Consider the following 21,399-nt stretch of genomic DNA (forward strand, 5'->3'; position numbering starts at 1 on the left):
CAATGAAGAAAATTGGCGTAATTCTGAGCGGATGCGGCGTCTATGACGGTTCTGAAATTCATGAAGCGGTGTTGACGTTGTTAGCTATTTCACGCAGCGGTGCGCAGGCGGTCTGCTTTGCACCGGATAAGCAGCAGGTTGATGTTATCAACCATTTAACTGGCGAAGCGATGACGGAAACGCGCAACGTGCTGATTGAAGCGGCACGAATAACGCGCGGTGAAATCCGTCCTCTGGCCCAGGCCGATGCCGCTGAACTGGATGCGTTGATTGTGCCGGGGGGGTTTGGCGCGGCGAAGAATTTAAGCAATTTTGCCACTCTTGGTAGCGAATGCACCGTTGACCGTGAATTAAAGGCGCTGGCACAAGCGATGCATCAGGACGGAAAACCGCTTGGTTTTATGTGTATTGCCCCGGCGATGCTGCCGAAAATTTTCGATTTCCCGCTGCGTTTGACCATCGGTACTGATATCGATACCGCAGAAGTGCTGGAAGAGATGGGCGCGGAGCATGTGCCCTGTCCTGTCGATGATATCGTGGTTGATGAAGACAATAAGATTGTCACCACCCCAGCATATATGCTGGCGCAGAACATTGCAGAAGCGGCGAGCGGCATTGATAAGCTGGTTTCCCGCGTGCTGGTTCTGGCTGAATGAGTAAAAGCCGCTTAACGGTGTTTAGTTTCGTTCGCCGTTTTCTTTTGCGGTTAATGGTTGTCCTCGCCGTTTTCTGGGGCGGGGGCATCGCGTTGTTTAGTGTTGCGCCTGTTCCCTTCTCAGCGGTAATGGTCGAGCGACAGGTCAGCGCCTGGCTGCATGGCAATTTTCGTTACGTGGCACATTCTGACTGGGTCAGTATGGATCAAATCTCGCCGTGGATGGGACTGGCGGTGATTGCCGCAGAAGATCAGAAATTTCCTGAGCACTGGGGCTTTGATGTCGCTTCCATTGAGAAAGCCCTGGCGCACAACGAGCGCAATGAAAACCGTATTCGCGGTGCTTCAACGATTTCTCAGCAGACGGCCAAAAATCTCTTTTTATGGGATGGGCGTAGCTGGGTACGAAAAGGGCTGGAAGCTGGATTAACGCTGGGGATAGAAACAGTCTGGAGCAAAAAGCGTATCCTGACGGTTTACCTGAATATCGCCGAATTTGGCGACGGTGTGTTTGGCGTCGAAGCTGCGGCACAACGTTATTTCCACAAACCCGCGAGCAAACTTACCCGGTCGGAAGCTGCATTACTGGCAGCTGTATTACCTAATCCACTTCGTTTCAAAGTCTCCTCGCCATCGGGCTACGTGCGTAGCCGTCAGGCGTGGATTTTACGGCAGATGTATCAGTTAGGCGGTGAGCCGTTTATGCAACAACACCAGCTGGATTAAGCTTCGCGCGAAGTGAGGGCCAGCGTTTTGCTCTCACGAGGTTGCAGATCTTTCTGCAGGGCAATAGCCAGCGCCGGTTGGGCGATAAATCGTTTCCATAACCGCTCTTGCTTACGCAGACAACACCACTTCGACCAGGTCGCCAGTGGAATCAATGTGCTTTCACCAATGTTGTCGCAGACGACCGGGATAACCTCTGACTCACTGATGCGGTGACAGAGGATATTCTGCGGCTTCAGCGACATCGTCACGATACGGTTATCCTGCAAATAACGCTTCAGCTGTTTCAGTAGCTGGCGCAGTTGTGCAATGTCTTCTTCGTAACGGCATTGTTCAGCAAATTCGGTCAGCGTAATGGAGGGTTTGCCGTCAAAATCTGCAATCACATCGTAGACATAACCGGTTCCGCAATCCGTCTCAACGGTACCGTGATAGCGCGGTATTCCACTCCAGTCTTTTAACCGGCGACCAAGATGCGCGTAGTACTTTAACTCACGGCGGATCTCTTTATCGCCACCATCGCCACGATGGTAGACAATCTTGATACAGCGTTGGGCATCTTCCGGATGCGCATAACATTTCCGATGTCTTCCGGTGCCCAGGGGACTTTGTTCAGATAAGCGAATCATGCCATCTCCTGGAAATATTTTCTGACGATCTCCAGTATGGTCGATTAACTTAAACAAAACCTAAACAATGCCTCTTAAGGTTTTCTTAAGGTTCTTCTGAAAGTGAAAAGCGCACAAAATGTACAAATGACGTTGATTGAGAATGATTTCAGTACGTGATTTTCTTATTGTCGGGGGGAGTTTGAAGGGAGTTGTATGTCAAAGTGATGAAGATTAATCTTCATCAAAACCAGAGTTAAAGAGGGCGATAACGGCGGCCAGTGCTTCCTCTTCCTGTGGGCCGGTCGCTTCAACTTCAATCTGCCGTCCTTTGGCAGAATCCAACATCAGCAGCGCAATAACGCTGTTGGCTTCGGCCTCGGTGCCTTCGTCATTACGTAACAGCACTTCAGCGTCAAAACCCTGCATTAATTCAAACAGCTTCATTGCAGGCCGGGCATGCATGCCCAGCTTGTTTGTGATTTCAACAGTTTGCTTGACGGTCATGGTTTACGTTTTTCCAGCGTACGATGGCGTGACTGGACGTTTTTACCGCGCGAGCGGAAGTAGTCTGCCAGTTGCTCTGCAATATACACCGAACGGTGCTTCCCGCCGGTACAACCAATGGCGACCGTCAAGTAGCTACGGTTGTTGGTTTCCAGCATAGGTAACCATAGCTCAAGATAGCTTCGCGTCTGGTAGATAAAATTGTGTACTTCTGTGTGGCGGTCGAGGAACGCGGCGACAGGTTTATCAAGACCTGTCATTGGACGCAGTTTCGGATCCCAGTGCGGGTTCGGCAAGAAGCGCACGTCAAAGACGTAATCTGCATCGATAGGGATACCGTGTTTGAAGCCGAAAGACTCAAAGACCATGGTCAGTTCGCGTTCACGTTTACCCAGCAGACGGGTACGCAGCATTTCAGCCAGCTCGTGAACGGACATTTCTGAGGTATCGACAATCAGATCCGCTCGCGAACGCAGAGGCTCCAGCAAATCGCTTTCTTTGTCGATAGCACTTTCCAGCGACAGGTTTTTGCTGGAAAGCGGATGCAGTCGGCGCGTGTCACTGTAACGACGAATTAAGGTATTACGGTCGGCATCCAGGAACAGTAGTTGCGGTGAGAAAGCGTCAGGCAGGTTACTCATCGCCTGTTCGAATATTTCTGGTGACTCCGGCATATTACGAACATCAATGCTGACGGCGGCAGAAATCTCGCGATCGGCCAGAGTTCGAGCCAGATCGGGTAACAACACTACGGGAAGGTTATCCACGCAGTAAAAACCCATATCTTCCAGCGCACGCAGGGCGACAGATTTACCTGAACCTGAACGTCCGCTGACGATCATCAGTACCATGTACTGTTTCTCCTCACAACGTCTAAAAGAGACATTACCGAATAACTACGCTTCATCCGGAGTACCTTCGGTATCCGTAATGATTTGATACAGCTCTTCATCGCTCTGGGCTGCGCGTAAACGGCGGCAGATGGTTTTGTCCGCCAGACGTTTCGCCACCAGTGACAGAGTATGCAGGTGCGTTTTAGTTTGGTCTGCCGGCACCAGCAGGGCAAAAAGTAAATCCACCGGTTGGTTGTCGATGGCATCGAAAGCTATAGGCGTTTCGAGCTGAACGAAAACGCCAACGGCGCGCAGAGTATCTTCTTCCAGTTTGCCATGCGGAATGGCAATACCATTGCCGATACCGGTACTGCCCATTTTTTCCCGCGTCAGGATAGCTTCAAAAACCACCTGAGGCGGCAGACTAAGTTGTTTCGCCGCCAGCTCGCTGATGATTTCCAGGGCGCGTTTTTTGCTCTGACAGTGGACGCGGCTTCGCGTACATTCCCTGTTAAGAACACTGCTAAGCTGTAGAGTTGTATCATTATTTGTCATAATTTCACCTAAGAACCTGCCCACTCAAACAGTGGAACAGGCTCGGAGCATTAACCGTACAAATGGCCCGTTGTGCCGCACAACAGGCCGCCATGCACATGCTAATTGCCCGGACAATTAGTGTTGTTTCAGTTTATCTTTATGTTTGGTCAACTGGCGTGCCAGCTTATCAATTAAGCCATCAATGGCAGCGTACATGTCCTGACCTTCCGCGCTGGCATGAATTTCACCACCGTTTACATGCAGTGTTGCATCTGAGGTGTGGGTGACTTTCTCCACTTTCAGAACAACATAGACCTGGTTGATTCGGTCAAAATATTGCTCAAGTTTGGCAAATTTGGCTGTAACAAATTCGCGCAGTGCCTCGGTGATCTCGACGTTATTTCCGGTAATGTTGAGCTGCATAGTGTCTTCCTTATCGGTTGGGTCAAACGAGCTGTTTACGCTGGTTTGACGGCGGAATGGATAAAGACTCTCGGTACTTCGCAACAGTGCGGCGTGCCACCATGATACCTTGTTCCGACAGCAAAGAGGTTAACTTGCTGTCGCTCAACGGTTTCGCTGGGTTTTCCGCCGCGATTAATTTCTTCACCAGCGCACGAATCGCCGTGGAGGAAGCTTCGCCGCCGCCCTCGGTATTGACGTGACTGGAAAAGAAATACTTCAGTTCAAAAATGCCTCGTGGACTATGCAGGTATTTTTGCGTGGTCACGCGAGATATCGTCGATTCATGCATTTCGACAGCCTGGGCGATATCGGCCAGTACCATCGGTTTCATATATTCTTCACCTTGCTCAAAGAAGGCTTGCTGCTGTTCAACGATACAGCGACTCACGCGCAGTAGCGTATCGTTACGGCTTTCCAGACTCTTGATCAACCATTTGGCATCCTGCAGATTGCTGCGGATAAACTGGCTGTCACCATCATTGCGAGCGTTATTGCACATCGAGGCGTAGTGCTGGTTGATTTGCAGACGCGGAATGCTGTCACTGTTGAGTTCTACTGTCCAGTGACCGTTATGCTTACGCACCAGCACATCTGGAATGACATACTCAGGTTCGCCAGTCTGGATCGACTGCCCGGGGCGCGGATCGAGCGACTGGATCAGATTGACGGCTTCTTTCAGCACATCTTCTTTCAGACGCGTGACGCGCATTAAAGTGCGGAAGTCGTGATTGGCTAACAGATCGAGATGATCGCTAATGATCAATCTGGCCTCTTCCAGCCACGGCGTGGTTTTATCGAATTGGGAGAGTTGGATTAGCAGGCAGTCACGCAGATCTTTTGCCGCTACACCGACCGGATCAAACCGTTGGATCCGCTTAAGGACGGCTTCAACCTCGTCGATGTCGATCTCTTCATCGCCCATACTTTCGAGAATATCTTCCAGCGGGACAGTCAGATAACCGGTGTCATCAACGGCATCGACGATAGAGGTAGCAATAGCGCGGTCAGTGTCGGAAAACGGTGTCAGCTCGACCTGCCACATCAGGTAATCCTGCAAGGTCTGCGTCGTTTCGCCCTGATAGACCGGCAGCTCATCGTCAATGTAGTCACCGCTGGTGCCGGATGGTGTACCAGCGGTGTAAATGGTGTCCCAACTGGCATCGAGCGGCAGCTCTTCCGGCATCTCTTTTTGTTCGAGCGCGTCGGCGGTGTCCAGCGTTTCACTGTCTTGCGTTTCGCGGGTGTCGATTTCTTCATGAGTGTCGATTTGCTCAAGCAGCGGATTACTCTCCAGCGCCTGCTGTAGCTCCTGCTGAAGTTCCAGCGTCGACAACTGCAACAGACGAATTGCCTGTTGGAGCTGTGGCGTCATCGCCAGTTGTTGGCTAAGCCTGAGTTGCAAACCTTGCTTCATGTTCAGAATCGTACTCTCCTGCTAAAACGTCGCAAACTTCTACCCTATCAGAGTCTGAAGTCTTCCCCAAGGTATACACGCTTAACGTGTTCGTCTTGTAAGATTTCTGTAGGCGTGCCGTGGGCGATCAAATGCCCCTGACTGACGATATAAGCGCGTTCACAAACCGCCAGTGTTTCACGCACGTTGTGGTCAGTGATCAGCACGCCCAGGCCGCTGTCGCGCAGGTGCTCAATGATGCGTTTAATGTCGATAACCGAGATCGGGTCAACACCGGCAAACGGTTCGTCGAGCAGAATAAATTTCGGATTCGCAGCCAGTGCGCGGGCAATTTCTACACGGCGACGTTCACCCCCGGAGAGTGACTGCCCCATGCTGTCACGCAGGTGCTCAATGTGAAACTCTTCCATCAGCTCGTTCGCGCGGTCTTCACGTTGTTCAGCAGACAAGTCGTCACGAATTTGCAGTACCGCCATCAGGTTATCGTAAACGCTGAGGCGACGGAAAATGGAGGCTTCCTGTGGCAGATAGCCGATACCGCGGCGCGCGCGTGCATGCAGAGGCAGCAGACTGATATCGTCATCATCAATAATGATGTTGCCCGCATCGCGCGGCACAATGCCTACAACCATATAGAAAGTGGTGGTCTTACCGGCACCGTTTGGCCCCAGCAGACCGACAATTTCCCCGGAGTTGACGGTCAGGCTGACGTCTTCTACCACGCGACGGCCTTTATAGGCTTTTGCAAGGTTCTTTGCAGTTAATGTTGCCATAACGAATTAATTACCCTTCTTCTGTGCCGGGGTCTGGCCTTTGTTGTTTTTATCCTGCAGCTGCGACGGCACCAGAACGGTGGTTACGCGCTTGCCTTTGTCGCTGAAAGCCTGCATTTTCTGCTCTTTTACCAGGTAAGTGATCTTATCGCCCTTAATGTTGCTATCGACCTGCTGCAGATAAGCATTACCCGTCAGAACGACAAAATCTTTTGCCAGTTCGTAGTGCATCTGGGAAGCGTGACCTTCAACGGGTTTACCGTTGTCCTGCATCTGGTAGAACGTTGCCGGTTTACCGTAGCCGTCAATCACTTCTTTACCTTGTTCGCCGCCCGGACGGGTAACGACCACTTTGTCGGCATTAATTTTGATGGTGCCCTGGGTGACGATGACATTACCGGTAAAGGTAACCACGTTGCCTTGCATATCAAGAGATTGCTGGTCCGATTCAATGTGGATCGGCTGATCAGTGTCTCCGGTTACGGCAAATGCCGGAATGCTGGCGGCCAGAAGTGAGCTGGCAAGCACAAGATTAAGGCTGAGTTTGTTTGTTTTGAATTTCATAGGATGTTCTAACCTTTTCAATCAGCTCGGCGTTCTTGCTGCGTAAGTTGCCGCGCATTTTCAGACCGCTGGAGTTAAATGTTGTTCCGTATAACGTGACGAGGTCTTCAGAGGTAACATCCTGCGTCACCAGATTGATCTGCGCGTTATCCGTCGTGATTCTGCGAAGTTGAGAGTCTGGCACAAGTGCGTTGACTTCAACGTGTCCATATAAATAGAGCATCCGGTCATTGGTCAGCTTGGCTTTATCTGCTTTTACGGACCATGTCGGGATTTTATCCTTATCAAACGTGGTAAGTACCGGCTGCGTAAACCACGAAACGGCCTGATCGGAATAATATTCAACGTGTTGAGCAATCAATCGATAGCTTAGTGCCCCTTCTGGGTTATAGACGAGCGTGTCCGTATGCTCGCTTTTATAGGTGGGATCATTGTTGTTGACGACCACCTGGGCGGTATCGTCTTTTTCGGCCATATTAATGCCGATCATCACCAGAACCGCCAGTGATAGCACAATGATAACCCAACGTCTGGCTTTACTCATATCGATTGCCCTTTGGCTTCATCCAGTTTGCCCTGCGCCAGGAGTAATAAGTCGCAAACTTCGCGCACTGCGCCACGACCGCCAGCAATGCGCGTCACGTAATCGGCGCGCGGGATCAACAGTGGATGCGCATCGGCCACGGCGACGCTTAAACCCACTTTTTCCATTACCGGCCAGTCGATGAGATCATCGCCGACATAAGCCACATTTTCCGGGGCAATCGCCAATTTTTCCAGCAGATCGCTAAAGGCGATCAGTTTATTTGACTGCCCCTGATACAAGTGAGTGATCCCCAATGTGGCACAACGATCTTCTACCAGTTTAGCCTTTCGCCCGGTAATGATAGCGACTTCAATATCAGAGGTGAGCGCACAACGAATGCCATAACCGTCACGAACATTGAACGCTTTCAGCTCTTCGCCATTATTGCCCATATAAATCAGGCCATCTGACAGTACGCCATCGACATCGAGGATCAGCAGACGAATGTTCTCTGCTTTTGCTATAACGTCGGCGCTGACAGGGCCGTAACAGGTCGCAAGCGACGCACCTGCTTTGCTCATTATTGTTTATCCTTGAATCTTTACACTACGCCTGCACGCAGTAAATCATGCATATGTAACACACCGAGTAAATGGTCGCCATCGGCAACCATCACGGAGGTGATATGGCGGGACTGCATTAAGTTCAGTGCCTCAACGGCCAGAATGCCAGGGCGCACACGTATTCCCCCCGGCGTCATCACATCGGCAATACTTAACTGACGAACATCCACGCCCATATCGAAGACACGGCGTAAATCACCGTCGGTAAAGATGCCTTCAATCATCATATTGTCATCGCAAATGACAGTCATACCAAGATTTTTGCGGGTAACTTCCAGCAATGCGTCACGCAGACTGGCCGTTTTCTTAACATGCGGGATCTCATCGCCCGTATGCATAATATCGTTTACGCGCAGCAGAAGTTTACGACCCAGTGCGCCGCCTGGGTGTGAGAGCGCAAAATCTTCAGCAGTAAAGCCGCGTGCTTTTAACAGCGCGACAGCGAGGGCATCGCCCATAACCAGCGTGGCGGTGGTGCTGCTGGTCGGTGCCAGCCCTAACGGACAGGCTTCTTTCGCTACTTTAACACACAGATGCACATCTGCGGCGCGCGCCATGCTGCTCTCCGGGCGACCGGTGATGCAGATTAACGGTACGTGAAGACGCTTAAGCACTGGAATTAAGGCCGTGATTTCGCTGGATTCACCTGAGTTAGAGATAGCAATCACCACATCCTGTGGGGTGACCATGCCTAAATCACCATGCGCGGCTTCACCAGGATGGACGAAAAATGAAGGTGTACCGGTGCTGGCAAACGTTGCGGCCATTTTGCGCCCGATGTGCCCCGATTTCCCCATCCCCATGACGACAACTTTCCCTTTACACCAGAACATCTTTTCACAGGCAAGCGTGAAATTCTGATTGATGTATTGATCAAGCTCCGCCAGGCATTCACGTTCAATCGCCAGGACTTCTTTACCTGCTTGCTGAAAGTCAAAACCCGGTTGTAACTCTACGTGCGACATAATGCGTTTCCAGTTATTCAACGAGTATTGGCGATAACCAGTACAACATCGCCAGCCATACGATAAATCCGCCAGTTAATAATACCCCTACACCACGGCCCGGTTGCGGGGAGCGCCGCCAGCACAGCAACGCAAAAATAATGCTCACCAGCAACATCACGCTGTAGTCACGACTGTACGCCAATGGATCAATCTCTCCTGGCGTTATCAGCGCGGGTAAACCCAACACGATGACAATATTAAAAATGTTTGCGCCAATGATATTTCCGACAGCAATGTCGTTTTCACCTTTGCGAACCCCCGCTATTGCGGTTGCCAGTTCCGGCAGGCTGGTTCCGATAGCAATTGCCGTCAGACCCATCGTCAACTCGCTGATGGCAAAGTAATTCGCCAGCACCGTGGCGTTATCAACCACCATCCGCGTGGCCACTGGCATGATGATAAGTGCAATGCCGAGCCATAAAAACGCGACGGGCAATCCGCCGTCACGCGGCAGCTCTGCAAGCTGCTCTCTGGTCAGGCTGTCAGTCCCCTGACGTTCAGCCTGACGTGCAAGTTTAACAATGAACAGCAGCCATAGCACAGCCAGAAAGAGGAGAAAGATACCATCGCTGCGACTAAGTTGTCCGTCATAGAGTACGGAACCGGCCACTACGCTGACCAACAACATTAAGGGTAATTCACGACGCAGAACATCGGAATGGACGGTAAAAGGACGAACCAGCGCAGCCAGACCGAGGATCAGCAATATATTGATAATGTTTGAGCCGAGGGCTGTACCAACGGCTAAATCGCGTTGTTCGTGCAGAGACGCGGCAAGCGAGACGATGATTTCTGGTAACGATGTACCAATACTGACCACCGTCATGCCGATGATCAGCGGCGGGATGCCAAAGGTTCGGCAAAGAATAGACGCGGCAAAAACCAGGCGGTCGGCACTGTAAACGACCAAAAGTAAACCAACAATTAACAGTGCCGTAGCTAAAAGCATCTAACGTCCTTTCTTCAGGTATACTCGCCGGTCCGCTGAAGATTTTCAGAAAGCCGTAACGGATTCTTAATTTTGACTTTATGCGGCTAAAAAGTAAAACAAATGCCAGCTTTCGCTAACCACGGCGGGTAATATTCTGTAAATATGTTGGGTTCAAGGTTAAATTGAGCGCCATGCTTAGAAAATCAACGCAAGACGAAGGGTGAATTATGGAGCAGTCTGTGGCGAATTTAGTCGATATGCGCGATGTCAGTTTTACGCGTGGCAATCGCTGCATCTTCGATAATATTTCCCTGACCGTGCCGCGAGGGAAGATCACGGCGATCATGGGGCCATCGGGCATCGGTAAAACGACGCTACTCCGTCTGATTGGCGGGCAAATCGCACCAGATCATGGTGAGATCCTTTTCGATGGTGAGAATATTCCGGCGATGTCTCGTTCGCGCCTGTATACAGTGCGCAAACGGATGAGCATGTTATTTCAGTCCGGGGCGTTGTTCACTGATATGAACGTATTTGACAACGTCGCCTATCCACTGCGCGAACATACCCAACTTCCCGCGCCATTGTTGCATAGTACGGTGATGATGAAGCTGGAGGCCGTGGGGCTGCGTGGAGCGGCTAAACTAATGCCTTCTGAACTTTCCGGTGGGATGGCGCGGCGTGCAGCGCTGGCGCGTGCGATTGCGCTGGAGCCGGATCTCATCATGTTTGATGAACCTTTTGTTGGGCAAGATCCCATCACCATGGGCGTACTGGTGAAGCTGATTTCTGAGCTGAACAGCGCGCTGGGCGTGACTTGTGTGGTGGTTTCTCACGATGTGCCGGAAGTGTTAAGTATTGCGGATCACGCCTGGATCCTGGCGGACAAAAAAATTGTCGCTCATGGCAGTGCCCAGGCGTTGCAGGCGAATCCTGATCCGCGCGTACGTCAGTTTCTGGACGGGATAGCTGACGGGCCTGTTCCGTTCCGCTATCCTGCCGGCGATTATCACGCTGATCTTTTACCAGGGAGTTAAGCCACTCATGCTGTTAAATGCGCTGGCGTCGCTCGGACATAAAGGGATTAAAACCCTGAGAACGTTCGGGCGGGCCGGGTTAATGTTATTCAATGCGCTGGTCGGCAAACCGGAATTTCGCAAACATGCGCCGCTGCTGGTGCGCCAGCTCTATAATGTCGGCGTCCTGTCGATGCTGATTATTGTGGTTTCTGGCGTGTTCATCGGAATGGTGTTGGGGCTGCAAGGTTATCTGGTTCTGACCACTTATAGTGCGGAAACCAGTCTGGGTATGCTGGTGGCGTTATCGCTACTGCGTGAACTGGGGCCGGTGGTTGCCGCGTTGTTGTTTGCCGGGCGTGCTGGTTCGGCGCTAACCGCAGAAATCGGCCTGATGCGCGCTACAGAGCAACTCTCCAGTATGGAGATGATGGCGGTGGATCCGCTGCGTCGGGTTATTTCTCCCCGTTTCTGGGCTGGGGTTATTTCATTACCACTGTTGACGGTTATTTTCGTCGCCGTGGGGATCTGGGGCGGATCTCTGGTCGGCGTCAGTTGGAAAGGCATTGATAGCGGGTTCTTCTGGTCGGCAATGCAAAATGCCGTCGACTGGCGTATGGATCTGGTCAACTGTCTGATTAAGAGCGTGGTGTTCGCCATCACGGTGACGTGGATTTCGTTGTTTAACGGCTACGACGCCATCCCGACGTCTGCCGGGATTAGCCGGGCAACCACTCGCACCGTTGTCCACTCGTCTCTGGCTGTTCTGGGGCTGGATTTTGTGCTGACCGCATTGATGTTTGGGAATTGAGTTCATGCAAACGAAAAAAAATGAAATTTGGGTGGGTATCTTTTTATTAGCAGCACTGCTGGCGGCGCTGTTTGTTTGCCTGAAGGCGGCGAACGTGACGTCCATACGTACTGAACCGACCTACACGCTTTATGCGACGTTCGATAACATTGGCGGCCTGAAAGCGCGCTCTCCGGTCAGTATTGGTGGCGTTGTTGTGGGTCGGGTGGCGGATATTACGCTGGACCCGAAAACCTATCTGCCGCGCGTAACGCTGGAAATTGAACAACGTTATAACCACATTCCAGATACCAGTTCGCTGAGCATTCGTACTTCCGGCCTGCTGGGGGAACAATATCTGGCATTAAACGTCGGTTTTGAAGACCCGGAACTGGGGACTGCTATCCTGAAGGATGGCGATACAATTCAGGACACTAAGTCTGCGATGGTGCTGGAAGATCTCATTGGTCAGTTCCTTTACGGTAGTAAAGGCGATGACAATAAGAATAGTGGCGATGCGCCAGCTGCTGCGCCAGGTAATAATGAAACCACTGAACCTGTGGGTACAACGAAATAATTTCAGGAGAACCGACGCATGTTTAAACGTTTAATGATGGTCGCTTTGCTGGTGATTGCACCTCTGAGTGCGGCAACCGCGGCAGACCAGACCAATCCTTATAAGCTGATGGACGAGGCGGCGCAGAAAACGTTCGATCGCCTGAAGAATGAGCAACCGCAAATTCGGGCCAACCCGGATTATCTGCGTACCATTGTTGATCAGGAACTGCTGCCATACGTACAGGTGAAATACGCCGGTGCGCTGGTGCTGGGCCAGTATTACAAGAGTGCGACCCCTGCTCAACGTGAAGCCTACTTTGCCGCTTTCCGTGAGTACCTGAAGCAGGCTTACGGTCAGGCGCTGGCGATGTATCACGGTCAAACCTATCAGATTGCGCCAGAACAGCCGCTGGGCGATAAAACCATTGTGCCTATTCGCGTTACCATTATTGACCCGAATGGCCGTCCGCCGGTGCGTCTGGACTTCCAGTGGCGTAAAAACTCCCAGACGGGCAACTGGCAGGCTTACGACATGATTGCTGAAGGCGTCAGTATGATCACCACCAAACAAAACGAGTGGGGAACGCTGCTGCGTACCAAAGGTATCGACGGCCTGACTGCGCAACTGAAATCGATTTCTCAACAGAAAATCACTCTGGAAGAGAAAAAATAATGAGCGAGTCACTGAGCTGGATGCAGACGGGTGACACGCTGGCGTTATCCGGAGAGCTGGATCAGGACGTTCTGCTACCGCTTTGGGAAATGCGTGAGGAAGCGGTGAAGGGGATTACCTGCATCGATCTTAGCCGTGTGTCCCGCGTGGATACGGGTGGACTGGCACTGCTGCTCCATCTTATCGATCTGGCGAAAAAGCAGGGCAACAACGTGACGCTTCAGGGGGTAAACGACAAAGTGTATACCCTCGCGAAATTGTATAATTTGCCTGCTGATGTTCTGCCTCGTTAAATTTTTTCAGGCCGGATATGGCGTTAACCGCCTGTCCGGCAAACCTGCCTGCAAGTCGAGCCTTGTCTGATTTATCAGCGAGGCTTTTTGCTTATTTATGCCAGCGCAACTTTGCTCTAAGATGTTTCGCTGGTTTATTAACTGATGATTGAAGATCCCATGGAAAATAATGAAATTCAGAGCGTGTTGATGAACGCTCTCTCCCTCCAGGAAGTCCACGTTTCCGGCGATGGCAGCCACTTTCAGGTTATTGCCGTGGGTGAGTTGTTTGACGGCATGAGTCGGGTTAAAAAACAGCAGACGGTCTATGGCCCGCTGATGGAATATATTGCGGATAACCGCATTCATGCTGTGTCGATCAAAGCGTATACCCCTGCGGAGTGGGCGCGCGATCGCAAACTGAACGGCTTTTGAGCTATGGGCGATTCGCCGGTAGCGGATATGAATTGTTAACTGAGAACAAACTAAATGGATAAATTTCGTGTTCAGGGGCCAACGAAGCTCCAGGGCGAAGTCACAATTTCCGGCGCTAAAAATGCTGCTCTGCCTATCCTTTTTGCCGCTCTACTGGCGGAAGAACCGGTAGAGATCCAGAACGTCCCAAAACTGAAAGACGTCGATACATCAATGAAGCTGCTAAGCCAGCTGGGTGCGAAAGTAGAACGTAATGGTTCTGTGCATATTGATGCCCGCGACGTTAATGTATTCTGCGCACCTTACGATCTGGTTAAAACCATGCGTGCTTCTATCTGGGCACTGGGGCCGCTGGTAGCGCGCTTTGGTCAGGGGCAAGTTTCACTGCCTGGCGGTTGTACGATCGGTGCGCGTCCGGTTGATCTACACATTTCTGGCCTCGAACAATTAGGCGCGACCATCAAACTGGAAGAAGGTTACGTTAAAGCTTCCGTCGATGGTCGTCTGAAAGGCGCACATATCGTGATGGATAAAGTCAGCGTTGGCGCAACGGTGACCATCATGTGTGCTGCAACCCTGGCGGAAGGTACCACGATTATTGAAAACGCAGCGCGTGAACCGGAAATCGTCGATACCGCGAACTTCCTGATTACGCTGGGTGCGAAAATTAGCGGTCAGGGCACCGATCGTATCGTCATCGAAGGTGTGGAACGTTTAGGCGGCGGTGTCTATCGCGTGCTACCGGATCGTATCGAAACCGGTACTTTCCTGGTGGCGGCGGCGATTTCTCGCGGCAAAATTATCTGCCGTAACGCGCAGCCAGATACTCTCGACGCCGTGCTGGCGAAACTGCGTGACGCTGGAGCGGACATCGAAGTCGGCGAAGACTGGATTAGCCTGGATATGCATGGCAAACGTCCGAAGGCTGTTAACGTACGTACCGCGCCGCATCCGGCATTCCCGACCGATATGCAGGCCCAGTTCACGCTGTTGAACCTGGTGGCAGAAGGGACCGGATTCATCACCGAAACGGTCTTTGAAAACCGCTTTATGCATGTGCCGGAGCTTAGCCGTATGGGCGCGCATGCCGAAATCGAAAGCAATACCGTTATTTGTCACGGTGTTGAAAAACTTTCTGGCGCACAGGTTATGGCAACCGATCTGCGTGCATCAGCAAGCCTGGTGCTGGCTGGTTGTATTGCGGAAGGGACGACGGTGGTTGATCGTATTTATCACATCGATCGTGGCTACGAACGCATTGAAGACAAACTGCGCGCTTTAGGTGCAAATATTGAGCGTGTGAAAGGCGAGTAATCGTCTGAGAGCTGGCAGCCCCGTTCGCGGGGCTACCGCCAGACCACTCATTTTTTCGGTTTAGTGTAGCTACGCATCAACTGCGTTCTGTCGATAAACTCATGGGTCTGCGGATCATGGTAGCGTGATGGCCAGATAACCCAGGGGTCAGTTCCCAGGGCTTTCGCAATAATCATCTCTCCTTTCGGCCATGGGCGCGATAATGCGTTTGCCAGCGTTGAGGAACTCAAACCATTTCTGCGAGACTCCGCCGCCATTGACGTTCCCTTCTTGCGCAAACCCGCAATGATGTCAGCGGGATGCCAGTCAATGAAATTACTTTCCATCTTTCCTCACTCCTTAAGTTAGTCGCTTTCATTCAGAACACTTCTTCTGTCGAGCATCACTATACTCCTGATGGCCTATTGCTCTAAAAAGTTCCTGTAAAGAGTGTGAATATTCAGAATATATAAAGATGCACAGCCCTGTTTTTCGGGTGTTATAGAGCTGAATAAGTGTTTTTATGGAATTTACTGGAACCATCCCGCGCGCTGCGCGGGATGAGGGGAGGGGATTAACGATCGCGTTGAACAGCGATGTGCGCGAGGCCGATGAGTGCTTCTCGCCAAGGGGTGTCCGGGAGCACCTGTAACGCTGCGATGGCTTTGTCTGCTTCTTCCTCGGCACGCTGACGCGTCCATTCAAGAGATCCACAAGCGTTCATTGCTTCCAGAACCGGTTCCAGAAGATGGCGACCGTTACCCTGTTCGATGGCGGTACGGATCATCTGTGCCTGTTCTGGTGTGCCATGATGCATCGCGTGCAGCAGCGGCAGCGTCGGTTTACCTTCGTTCAGATCGTCGCCGACATTTTTACCTAACTGTTCGCCATCGGCATTGTAATCGAGTAAATCGTCGATCAACTGGAAAGCAGTGCCGAGATAGCGCCCATAATCCTGCAGGCCTTTCTCCTCCTCCGGCGTACAGCCAGCCAGAATCCCGGAACACTGCGCGGCAGCCTCAAACAGACGCGCGGTTTTGCTATAGATAACGCGCATGTAGTTTTCTTCAGTGATGTCCGGATCGTTAACGTTCATCAGTTGCAGAACTTCACCTTCTGCGATGACGTTTACGGCTTCTGACATGACTTCCAGCACTTTGAGCGAACCGAGGCTGGTCATCATCTGGAACGCGCGGGTATAAATAAAATCGCCTACCAGCACGCTGGCGGCATTGCCAAATGCAGCGTTGGCGGTAGCTTTACCCCTGCGCATATCTGATTCATCCACAACGTCGTCGTGTAGCAGAGTCGCCGTGTGGATAAACTCGATCAGGGCAGCAATGGTGACATGCGCATTTCCCTCATAGCCAACAGCTCGTGCAGCCAGTACAGCAATCATCGGACGAATACGTTTACCGCCGCCGCTGACGATGTAATAGCCTAACTGATTGATCAGTTGGACGTCGGAATTAAGCTGCTCAAGGATTGCCGCATTAACACCCGCCATATCTTGCGCGGTTAACTCATTGATTTTTTCTAAATTCATCGCAAAAGCCGGGCTTTTCGCCCCGATTACCTTACTGTGAACAAAGGCAACTTAGGGTTTATGGTTAGGAATATAGGGTGATTGTACTGAAAAAATGGCACAGATAAACGTTACCGTACAAGTTGTGTTTTTTTTCTTCGTGTATTGACTGTAGCACTTGTCAAAGGCGTGCGTTTTGCGTAATATTCGCGCCCTATTGTGAATATTTATAGCGCACTCTGAATCATTGAAAAGGTGTGCGCGGAAGCGGAGTTTTATATGTACGCGGTTTTCCAAAGTGGTGGTAAACAACACCGAGTAAGCGAAGGTCAGACCGTTCGCCTGGAAAAGCTGGACATCGCAACTGGCGAAACTGTTGAGTTCGCTGAAGTGCTGATGATCGCAAACGGTGAAGAAGTCAAAATCGGCGTTCCTTTCGTTGATGGCGGCGTAATCAAAGCTGAAGTTGTTGCTCACGGTCGTGGCGAGAAAGTTAAAATCGTTAAGTTTCGTCGTCGTAAACACTATCGTAAGCAGCAGGGCCATCGTCAGTGGTTCACTGATGTGAAAATTACTGGCATCAGCGCCTAAGACCTGAGGAGAGATTTCAAATGGCACATAAAAAGGCTGGCGGCTCCACACGTAACGGTCGCGATTCAGAAGCTAAACGCCTGGGCGTTAAGCGTTTCGGTGGCGAATCCGTTCTGGCGGGTAGCATCATCGTTCGTCAACGTGGTACCAAATTCCACGCTGGCGCTAACGTAGGTTGCGGTCGTGACCACACTCTGTTTGCTAAAGCAGACGGTAAAGTGAAATTCGAAGTTAAAGGCCCGAAAAACCGCAAATTTATCAGCATCGAAGCTGAATAAGTTTTTCGCGTCCCGGTAACGGATGAAAGCCCCGCAACACGTTGCGGGGCTTTTTACATTCGATAACCGGTAAAAATGCGCATGGTGCGACGTTAATCCGCAAATGCGCTTTGCAGGGAATACGGTATGAAGCAGCAGGCAGGCATTGGCATTCTTTTGGCGCTCACCACAGCAATTTGCTGGGGGGCGTTGCCAATCGCAATGAAGCAGGTGCTGGAGGTGATGGAACCTCCGACAATCGTGTTTTACCGTTTCTTGATGGCGAGTATTGGCCTTGGTGCCATTCTTGCGGTGAAGAAGAGGTTGCCGCCATTACGCGTGTTTCGTAAGCCACGCTGGTTGATTTTGTTGGCAGTGGCGACCGCCGGGCTGTTTGGGAACTTCATCCTGTTCAGCTCATCCTTGCAATACCTGAGTCCGACCGCTTCGCAGGTGATTGGGCAACTCTCGCCAGTTGGCATGATGGTTGCCAGCGTATTTATCCTGAAAGAGAAAATGCGCAGCACTCAGGTTGTAGGGGCATTGATGCTCCTGAGCGGCCTGGTGATGTTTTTTAACACCAGTCTGGTCGAGATATTTACAAAGCTCACCGATTACACCTGGGGAGTTATCTTTGGGGTCGGTGCGGCGACGGTTTGGGTGAGTTATGGCGTGGCGCAAAAGGTTTTATTGCGTCGGCTGGCCTCACCGCAGATCCTGTTTTTACTGTACACTTTATGTACAATTGCGCTCTTCCCTCTGGCAAAGCCTGGAGTGATAGCGCAGCTTAGCCACTGGCAGCTCGCATGTTTAATTTTTTGCGGACTGAATACATTGGTAGGATATGGCGCCCTGGCGGAAGCGATGGCTCGCTGGCAGGCAGCGCAGGTGAGCGCGATCATCACGCTCACCCCACTGTTTACGCTGTTTTTTTCAGATCTTTTATCACTGGCCTGGCCCGATTTCTTCGCCAGACCGATGTTAAACCTTTTAGGTTATCTCGGTGCGTTTGTCGTGGTTGCGGGCGCGATGTATTCCGCCATTGGTCATCGTATTTGGGGCGGATTACGTAAGCATACAACGGTGGTATCGCAACCCCGCGCAGGCGAATGATTTACGGAGAATAAAATGAAGTTTGTTGATGAAGCATCGATTCTGGTCGTTGCAGGTGATGGCGGTAATGGTTGCGTGAGCTTCCGCCGCGAAAAGTATATTCCGAAAGGCGGCCCGGATGGCGGCGACGGCGGTGATGGTGGTGACGTATGGATGGAAGCCGACGAGAACCTGAACACGCTTATCGATTATCGTTTTGAAAAATCTTTCCGTGCAGAGCGCGGTCAGAATGGCGCAAGCCGCGACTGTACCGGTAAGCGCGGTAAAGACGTCACAATTAAAGTGCCGGTAGGTACGCGTGTAATCGACCAGGGTACTGGTGAAACCATGGGCGATATGACCAAACACGGTCAGCGTCTGCTGGTTGCTAAGGGCGGCTGGCACGGTCTGGGCAATACCCGTTTCAAATCGTCAGTTAACCGTACACCACGGCAGAAAACTAACGGTACGCCGGGCGATAAGCGTGAGCTGCTGCTGGAGCTGATGCTGCTGGCTGACGTCGGTATGTTGGGGATGCCAAACGCGGGTAAATCGACCTTTATTCGTGCGGTATCGGCGGCTAAACCGAAAGTGGCGGATTATCCGTTTACCACTCTGGTGCCAAGTCTGGGTGTGGTACGAATGGACAACGAAAAGAGCTTCGTTGTTGCCGATATTCCAGGACTGATTGAAGGCGCTGCGGAAGGCGCAGGTCTGGGCATTCGCTTCCTGAAGCACCTGGAACGTTGCCGCGTCCTGTTGCACCTCATCGATATCGATCCGATTGACGGCACCGATCCGGTTGAAAACGCGCGTATTATTATCAGCGAGCTGGAAAAATACAGCCAGGATCTGGCGGCGAAACCACGTTGGTTAGTGTTCAATAAGATCGATCTGCTGGATAAGGCAGAAGCTGAAGAGAAAGCGAAAGCGATTGCTGAAGCGCTGGGCTGGGAAGATAAATATTATCTGATCTCTGCGGCGAGTGGACTGGGCGTGAAAGATCTCTGCTGGGATGTGATGACCTTTATCATTGAAAACCCGGTCGTGCAGGCTGAAGAAGCGAAACAGCCAGAGAAAGTCGAATTCATGTGGGATGATTATCATCGCCAGCAGCTTGAAGAGATTGCTGAAGAGGATGATGAGGACTGGGATGATGACTGGGACGAAGACGACGAAGAAGGCGTTGAGTTCATTTACAAGCGTTAATCAGCAAAACCCCGGCCATGTGCCGGGGTTTCTTTTTGACTAATTGTTCTGATAAATATCTTTATACAAACGGCTTTCAAAACGCACTAACGGAATACGGCGATTACGCTGATCCGCCGGTTCTACTGCATAGCCAGAAAGATATTGTACAAACGCCATTCGTTGCCCGCTCGCTGTGGTAATGAATCCCGCCAGGTTATATACCCCCTGCAACGAACCGGTTTTCGCTGAGACTTTTCCATCCACGCCCGCCTGATGCAGACCTGCACGGTACTGCAAAGAGCCGTCATAGCCCGCAAGCGGCAGCATGGAGATAAAGTTAAGTTCATTGTCGTGTTGGGCAATGTATTGCAGCACCTGCATCATGGTGGCGGGGGCAATCAGGTTATGCCGCGAAAGCCCTGAACCATCGGCAATAATGGTGTTTCCAATATCGACACCGGCTTGCTGGCGCAGGATCTGACGCACGGCGTCCGACCCGGCCCGCCATGTTCCAGGCACATTGAAGCGCGCATGGCCTATCATGCGGAAAACCGTATCGGCGATCATGTTGTCCGACTTTTTCAGCATAATCTTAAGCAGATCGTGCAACGGGGCCGACTGTTTACTGGCAACTACCGTTCCAGGTTCGTTAACCTGAGTCTGGCGCAGCAGTGTTCCGCTCCAGGTGATACCTGCCTGTTTTAACTCATCTTTCAGAATTGCCCCGGCATAGCTGGCTCCATCCTGCACGGCAAAAGCCAACGGGAGCGGCTCAGAACGTTGTGGCAGGCATCCCGTCAGCGTAAAGCGGTTCAGGTCGCCTGGTACGACATCCAGTTCGCAGTATTGCGCTTCGGCAGAACCTCGGGGGAGGGTGCGTACCTGGCTGAACATCGTAACGGGGTAATAAGATGCCACGCGTATAAAAGCCATATCACCAGGTTTTGGGGCACTGTAGAGCGAGACGGAGAAACAGTTGCGGTCAACTATGGCAGCGGCAGGCGGAGCGCTAAAGCATTGTGTCATGTCATTCCATGGCCAGCCGGGGGCTTTATCGTGGCTGGCGAAAATGGAGGTATCTATCAACACATTGCCATCGATTTGGTTGACGCCAGATTTTTTCAAAGTCGCGACCATATTGCGAATATCCTGACGTTTTAACGTCGGATCGGCACCAAATCGCGCCACTAAGTCACCCTTAAGTACGCCGTTTTCCACATTGCCTTTGGTTTCAAGCGTCGTGGTGAAACGAAAATCGGGGCCGAGTTGAATCAACGCCGCCAGCGCAGTAATCACTTTCTGCGTACTGGCGGGCAGCGCCATCTGCTGACTGTGGTAATCAATAGCGGGGGCCGACGCGCCGACTTTTTGCACCATCAGGGCAAGGTTGGCACCAGCGGGGAGTTGAGTAACGTACTCATCAACATTCGCGGCCTGAACACTGAACGCTATACAGCTGGTCAATCCGATGATAAATCTGGAAAATCGCATAATCTCGCGCTAACAACCTGGAATCGAGCCGTCATACTACGGCGCA

Annotated in this window: 28 protein-coding genes; 13 read left to right on the top strand and 15 right to left on the bottom strand. The window is 51.6% G+C overall.

Features of this window, described 5'->3' with window-relative positions; all coding sequences use genetic code 11:
* The first annotated feature begins 2 nt into the window (after window positions 1–2).
* Together elbB and mtgA are read left to right on the top strand one after the other, a co-directional pair.
* Complete coding sequence (gene elbB / locus E0D98_RS01485; protein ID WP_001297560.1) at window positions 3–656, top strand: isoprenoid biosynthesis glyoxalase ElbB; 654 nt, start codon at window positions 3–5, stop codon at window positions 654–656.
* Window positions 653–1,381 carry a monofunctional biosynthetic peptidoglycan transglycosylase gene (gene mtgA, locus E0D98_RS01490; RefSeq protein ID WP_000047091.1) on the top strand — a complete coding sequence of 243 codons (729 nt, stop codon included), beginning with the start codon at window positions 653–655 and terminating at the stop codon, window positions 1,379–1,381. Before elbB ends, mtgA begins: the two co-directional genes overlap by 4 nt.
* On the opposite strand, the gene yrbL is transcribed toward mtgA, so the two are convergent.
* The 12 genes from yrbL to E0D98_RS01550 form a co-directional block, all read right to left on the bottom strand.
* Window positions 1,378–2,010 (bottom strand): PhoP regulatory network protein YrbL, encoded by a 633-nt coding sequence (yrbL, locus tag E0D98_RS01495; protein ID WP_000620405.1) that lies wholly within the window; start codon window positions 2,008–2,010, stop codon window positions 1,378–1,380. The genes mtgA and yrbL overlap by 4 nt on opposite strands.
* A 213-nt stretch (window positions 2,011–2,223) precedes the next feature.
* Complete coding sequence (gene npr, locus E0D98_RS01500; RefSeq protein ID WP_000216791.1) at window positions 2,224–2,496, bottom strand: PTS phosphocarrier protein NPr; 273 nt, start codon at window positions 2,494–2,496, stop codon at window positions 2,224–2,226.
* Window positions 2,493–3,347, bottom strand: a complete 855-nt coding sequence (gene rapZ, locus E0D98_RS01505; protein WP_000243741.1) for an RNase adapter RapZ — start codon at window positions 3,345–3,347, stop codon at window positions 2,493–2,495. The genes npr and rapZ overlap by 4 nt, the downstream gene beginning before the upstream one ends.
* A 45-nt stretch (window positions 3,348–3,392) precedes the next feature.
* Window positions 3,393–3,884 (bottom strand): PTS IIA-like nitrogen regulatory protein PtsN, encoded by a 492-nt coding sequence (gene ptsN, locus E0D98_RS01510; protein ID WP_000183676.1) that lies wholly within the window; start codon window positions 3,882–3,884, stop codon window positions 3,393–3,395.
* A gap of 117 nt (window positions 3,885–4,001) precedes the next feature.
* On the bottom strand, window positions 4,002–4,289 hold the full coding sequence (hpf, locus tag E0D98_RS01515) for a ribosome hibernation promoting factor (protein WP_001176599.1): 288 nt from the start codon (window positions 4,287–4,289) through the stop codon (window positions 4,002–4,004).
* A 22-nt stretch (window positions 4,290–4,311) separates the two neighbouring features.
* On the bottom strand, window positions 4,312–5,745 hold the full coding sequence (rpoN, locus tag E0D98_RS01520; RefSeq protein WP_000809051.1) for an RNA polymerase factor sigma-54: 1,434 nt from the start codon (window positions 5,743–5,745) through the stop codon (window positions 4,312–4,314).
* 47 nt (window positions 5,746–5,792) lie between these two features.
* Entirely contained in the window at window positions 5,793–6,518 is a 726-nt protein-coding gene (lptB, locus tag E0D98_RS01525) for an LPS export ABC transporter ATP-binding protein (protein WP_000224099.1), read from the bottom strand.
* A 6-nt stretch (window positions 6,519–6,524) separates the two neighbouring features.
* Window positions 6,525–7,082, bottom strand: coding sequence for a lipopolysaccharide ABC transporter substrate-binding protein LptA (gene lptA / locus E0D98_RS01530; protein WP_000669785.1), 558 nt, complete (start codon window positions 7,080–7,082; stop codon window positions 6,525–6,527).
* Window positions 7,051–7,626 carry an LPS export ABC transporter periplasmic protein LptC gene (lptC, locus tag E0D98_RS01535; RefSeq protein ID WP_000030537.1) on the bottom strand — a complete coding sequence of 192 codons (576 nt, stop codon included), beginning with the start codon at window positions 7,624–7,626 and terminating at the stop codon, window positions 7,051–7,053. Before lptC ends, lptA begins: the two co-directional genes overlap by 32 nt.
* Window positions 7,623–8,189, bottom strand: coding sequence for a 3-deoxy-manno-octulosonate-8-phosphatase KdsC (gene kdsC, locus E0D98_RS01540; RefSeq protein WP_000030005.1), 567 nt, complete (start codon window positions 8,187–8,189; stop codon window positions 7,623–7,625). The genes lptC and kdsC overlap by 4 nt, the downstream gene beginning before the upstream one ends.
* Before the next feature lie 20 nt (window positions 8,190–8,209).
* Entirely contained in the window at window positions 8,210–9,196 is a 987-nt protein-coding gene (gene kdsD / locus E0D98_RS01545) for an arabinose-5-phosphate isomerase KdsD (RefSeq protein ID WP_001295557.1), read from the bottom strand.
* Window positions 9,197–9,209: 13 nt separating this feature from the next.
* Window positions 9,210–10,187: a calcium/sodium antiporter gene (locus tag E0D98_RS01550; protein WP_000922872.1), complete on the bottom strand. Its 978-nt coding sequence runs from the start codon at window positions 10,185–10,187 to the stop codon at window positions 9,210–9,212.
* 209 nt (window positions 10,188–10,396) lie between these two features.
* Between E0D98_RS01550 and mlaF the strand changes: the two genes are divergently transcribed.
* The 7 genes from mlaF to murA all read left to right on the top strand — a co-directional run bounded on the left by mlaF (window position 10,397) and on the right by murA (window position 15,227).
* Entirely contained in the window at window positions 10,397–11,206 is an 810-nt protein-coding gene (mlaF, locus tag E0D98_RS01555) for a phospholipid ABC transporter ATP-binding protein MlaF (protein WP_000438245.1), read from the top strand.
* Between the two features lie 7 nt (window positions 11,207–11,213).
* Window positions 11,214–11,996 (top strand): lipid asymmetry maintenance ABC transporter permease subunit MlaE, encoded by a 783-nt coding sequence (gene mlaE, locus E0D98_RS01560; protein WP_000925795.1) that lies wholly within the window; start codon window positions 11,214–11,216, stop codon window positions 11,994–11,996.
* A gap of 4 nt (window positions 11,997–12,000) precedes the next feature.
* Window positions 12,001–12,552: an outer membrane lipid asymmetry maintenance protein MlaD gene (mlaD, locus tag E0D98_RS01565; protein WP_001296448.1), complete on the top strand. Its 552-nt coding sequence runs from the start codon at window positions 12,001–12,003 to the stop codon at window positions 12,550–12,552.
* Between the two features lie 18 nt (window positions 12,553–12,570).
* On the top strand, window positions 12,571–13,206 hold the full coding sequence (gene mlaC, locus E0D98_RS01570) for a phospholipid-binding protein MlaC (RefSeq protein WP_000476487.1): 636 nt from the start codon (window positions 12,571–12,573) through the stop codon (window positions 13,204–13,206).
* Window positions 13,206–13,499, top strand: coding sequence for a lipid asymmetry maintenance protein MlaB (gene mlaB, locus E0D98_RS01575; RefSeq protein ID WP_000004488.1), 294 nt, complete (start codon window positions 13,206–13,208; stop codon window positions 13,497–13,499). The genes mlaC and mlaB overlap by 1 nt, the downstream gene beginning before the upstream one ends.
* Before the next feature lie 159 nt (window positions 13,500–13,658).
* The gene (gene ibaG, locus E0D98_RS01580) at window positions 13,659–13,913 is read left to right on the top strand and encodes a BolA family iron metabolism protein IbaG (RefSeq protein ID WP_000429656.1); all 255 of its coding nucleotides are present in this window, start codon (window positions 13,659–13,661) and stop codon (window positions 13,911–13,913) included.
* Window positions 13,914–13,967: 54 nt separating this feature from the next.
* Window positions 13,968–15,227 (top strand): UDP-N-acetylglucosamine 1-carboxyvinyltransferase, encoded by a 1,260-nt coding sequence (murA, locus tag E0D98_RS01585; RefSeq protein ID WP_000357259.1) that lies wholly within the window; start codon window positions 13,968–13,970, stop codon window positions 15,225–15,227.
* A 47-nt stretch (window positions 15,228–15,274) separates the two neighbouring features.
* On the opposite strand, the gene sfsB is transcribed toward murA, so the two are convergent.
* Window positions 15,275–15,553, bottom strand: coding sequence for a DNA-binding transcriptional regulator SfsB (gene sfsB / locus E0D98_RS01590; protein ID WP_000445413.1), 279 nt, complete (start codon window positions 15,551–15,553; stop codon window positions 15,275–15,277).
* Between the two features lie 227 nt (window positions 15,554–15,780).
* A complete protein-coding gene (ispB, locus tag E0D98_RS01595) occupies window positions 15,781–16,752 on the bottom strand; it encodes an octaprenyl diphosphate synthase (protein ID WP_001047336.1) in 972 nt (323 codons plus the stop codon).
* Between the two features lie 258 nt (window positions 16,753–17,010).
* Between ispB and rplU the strand changes: the two genes are divergently transcribed.
* From rplU to cgtA, 4 genes are all read left to right on the top strand, one after another.
* Window positions 17,011–17,322, top strand: coding sequence for a 50S ribosomal protein L21 (rplU, locus tag E0D98_RS01600; RefSeq protein WP_000271401.1), 312 nt, complete (start codon window positions 17,011–17,013; stop codon window positions 17,320–17,322).
* 20 nt (window positions 17,323–17,342) lie between these two features.
* A complete protein-coding gene (gene rpmA, locus E0D98_RS01605; RefSeq protein WP_000940595.1) occupies window positions 17,343–17,600 on the top strand; it encodes a 50S ribosomal protein L27 in 258 nt (85 codons plus the stop codon).
* A gap of 126 nt (window positions 17,601–17,726) precedes the next feature.
* Window positions 17,727–18,692 (top strand): DMT family transporter, encoded by a 966-nt coding sequence (locus E0D98_RS01610; protein ID WP_000813037.1) that lies wholly within the window; start codon window positions 17,727–17,729, stop codon window positions 18,690–18,692.
* Window positions 18,693–18,707: 15 nt separating this feature from the next.
* Window positions 18,708–19,880, top strand: coding sequence for an Obg family GTPase CgtA (cgtA, locus tag E0D98_RS01615; RefSeq protein WP_000673561.1), 1,173 nt, complete (start codon window positions 18,708–18,710; stop codon window positions 19,878–19,880).
* A 39-nt stretch (window positions 19,881–19,919) separates the two neighbouring features.
* Here the strand turns inward: cgtA and dacB are convergent, their stop codons facing one another.
* On the bottom strand, window positions 19,920–21,353 hold the full coding sequence (gene dacB, locus E0D98_RS01620; RefSeq protein ID WP_001212655.1) for a serine-type D-Ala-D-Ala carboxypeptidase: 1,434 nt from the start codon (window positions 21,351–21,353) through the stop codon (window positions 19,920–19,922).
* Window positions 21,354–21,399 lie beyond the last annotated feature (46 nt).

The organism is Escherichia sp. KCJ4928, assembly GCF_004352695.1.
Lineage (GTDB): Bacteria > Pseudomonadota > Gammaproteobacteria > Enterobacterales > Enterobacteriaceae > ECMA0423.

What these genes read in the sequence shown, in the direction of transcription:
- mtgA (WP_000047091.1), top strand. Translation starts at nt 653, where the DNA reads ATGAGTAAAAGCCGCTTAACGGTGTTTAGTTTCGTTCGCCGTTTTCTT.
- lptB (WP_000224099.1), bottom strand. Translation starts at nt 6,518, where the DNA reads ATGGCAACATTAACTGCAAAGAACCTTGCAAAAGCCTATAAAGGCCGT.
- lptC (WP_000030537.1), bottom strand. Translation starts at nt 7,626, where the DNA reads ATGAGTAAAGCCAGACGTTGGGTTATCATTGTGCTATCACTGGCGGTT.
- cgtA (WP_000673561.1), top strand. Translation starts at nt 18,708, where the DNA reads ATGAAGTTTGTTGATGAAGCATCGATTCTGGTCGTTGCAGGTGATGGC.
- E0D98_RS01610 (WP_000813037.1), top strand. Translation starts at nt 17,727, where the DNA reads ATGAAGCAGCAGGCAGGCATTGGCATTCTTTTGGCGCTCACCACAGCA.
- mlaF (WP_000438245.1), top strand. Translation starts at nt 10,397, where the DNA reads ATGGAGCAGTCTGTGGCGAATTTAGTCGATATGCGCGATGTCAGTTTT.
- kdsC (WP_000030005.1), bottom strand. Translation starts at nt 8,189, where the DNA reads ATGAGCAAAGCAGGTGCGTCGCTTGCGACCTGTTACGGCCCTGTCAGC.
- E0D98_RS01550 (WP_000922872.1), bottom strand. Translation starts at nt 10,187, where the DNA reads ATGCTTTTAGCTACGGCACTGTTAATTGTTGGTTTACTTTTGGTCGTT.
- murA (WP_000357259.1), top strand. Translation starts at nt 13,968, where the DNA reads ATGGATAAATTTCGTGTTCAGGGGCCAACGAAGCTCCAGGGCGAAGTC.
- sfsB (WP_000445413.1), bottom strand. Translation starts at nt 15,553, where the DNA reads ATGGAAAGTAATTTCATTGACTGGCATCCCGCTGACATCATTGCGGGT.
- yrbL (WP_000620405.1), bottom strand. Translation starts at nt 2,010, where the DNA reads ATGATTCGCTTATCTGAACAAAGTCCCCTGGGCACCGGAAGACATCGG.
- elbB (WP_001297560.1), top strand. Translation starts at nt 3, where the DNA reads ATGAAGAAAATTGGCGTAATTCTGAGCGGATGCGGCGTCTATGACGGT.
- dacB (WP_001212655.1), bottom strand. Translation starts at nt 21,353, where the DNA reads ATGCGATTTTCCAGATTTATCATCGGATTGACCAGCTGTATAGCGTTC.
- mlaD (WP_001296448.1), top strand. Translation starts at nt 12,001, where the DNA reads ATGCAAACGAAAAAAAATGAAATTTGGGTGGGTATCTTTTTATTAGCA.
- kdsD (WP_001295557.1), bottom strand. Translation starts at nt 9,196, where the DNA reads ATGTCGCACGTAGAGTTACAACCGGGTTTTGACTTTCAGCAAGCAGGT.
- ibaG (WP_000429656.1), top strand. Translation starts at nt 13,659, where the DNA reads ATGGAAAATAATGAAATTCAGAGCGTGTTGATGAACGCTCTCTCCCTC.
- mlaB (WP_000004488.1), top strand. Translation starts at nt 13,206, where the DNA reads ATGAGCGAGTCACTGAGCTGGATGCAGACGGGTGACACGCTGGCGTTA.
- npr (WP_000216791.1), bottom strand. Translation starts at nt 2,496, where the DNA reads ATGACCGTCAAGCAAACTGTTGAAATCACAAACAAGCTGGGCATGCAT.
- ispB (WP_001047336.1), bottom strand. Translation starts at nt 16,752, where the DNA reads ATGAATTTAGAAAAAATCAATGAGTTAACCGCGCAAGATATGGCGGGT.
- ptsN (WP_000183676.1), bottom strand. Translation starts at nt 3,884, where the DNA reads ATGACAAATAATGATACAACTCTACAGCTTAGCAGTGTTCTTAACAGG.
- hpf (WP_001176599.1), bottom strand. Translation starts at nt 4,289, where the DNA reads ATGCAGCTCAACATTACCGGAAATAACGTCGAGATCACCGAGGCACTG.
- rpmA (WP_000940595.1), top strand. Translation starts at nt 17,343, where the DNA reads ATGGCACATAAAAAGGCTGGCGGCTCCACACGTAACGGTCGCGATTCA.
- mlaC (WP_000476487.1), top strand. Translation starts at nt 12,571, where the DNA reads ATGTTTAAACGTTTAATGATGGTCGCTTTGCTGGTGATTGCACCTCTG.
- mlaE (WP_000925795.1), top strand. Translation starts at nt 11,214, where the DNA reads ATGCTGTTAAATGCGCTGGCGTCGCTCGGACATAAAGGGATTAAAACC.
- rplU (WP_000271401.1), top strand. Translation starts at nt 17,011, where the DNA reads ATGTACGCGGTTTTCCAAAGTGGTGGTAAACAACACCGAGTAAGCGAA.
- lptA (WP_000669785.1), bottom strand. Translation starts at nt 7,082, where the DNA reads ATGAAATTCAAAACAAACAAACTCAGCCTTAATCTTGTGCTTGCCAGC.
- rapZ (WP_000243741.1), bottom strand. Translation starts at nt 3,347, where the DNA reads ATGGTACTGATGATCGTCAGCGGACGTTCAGGTTCAGGTAAATCTGTC.
- rpoN (WP_000809051.1), bottom strand. Translation starts at nt 5,745, where the DNA reads ATGAAGCAAGGTTTGCAACTCAGGCTTAGCCAACAACTGGCGATGACG.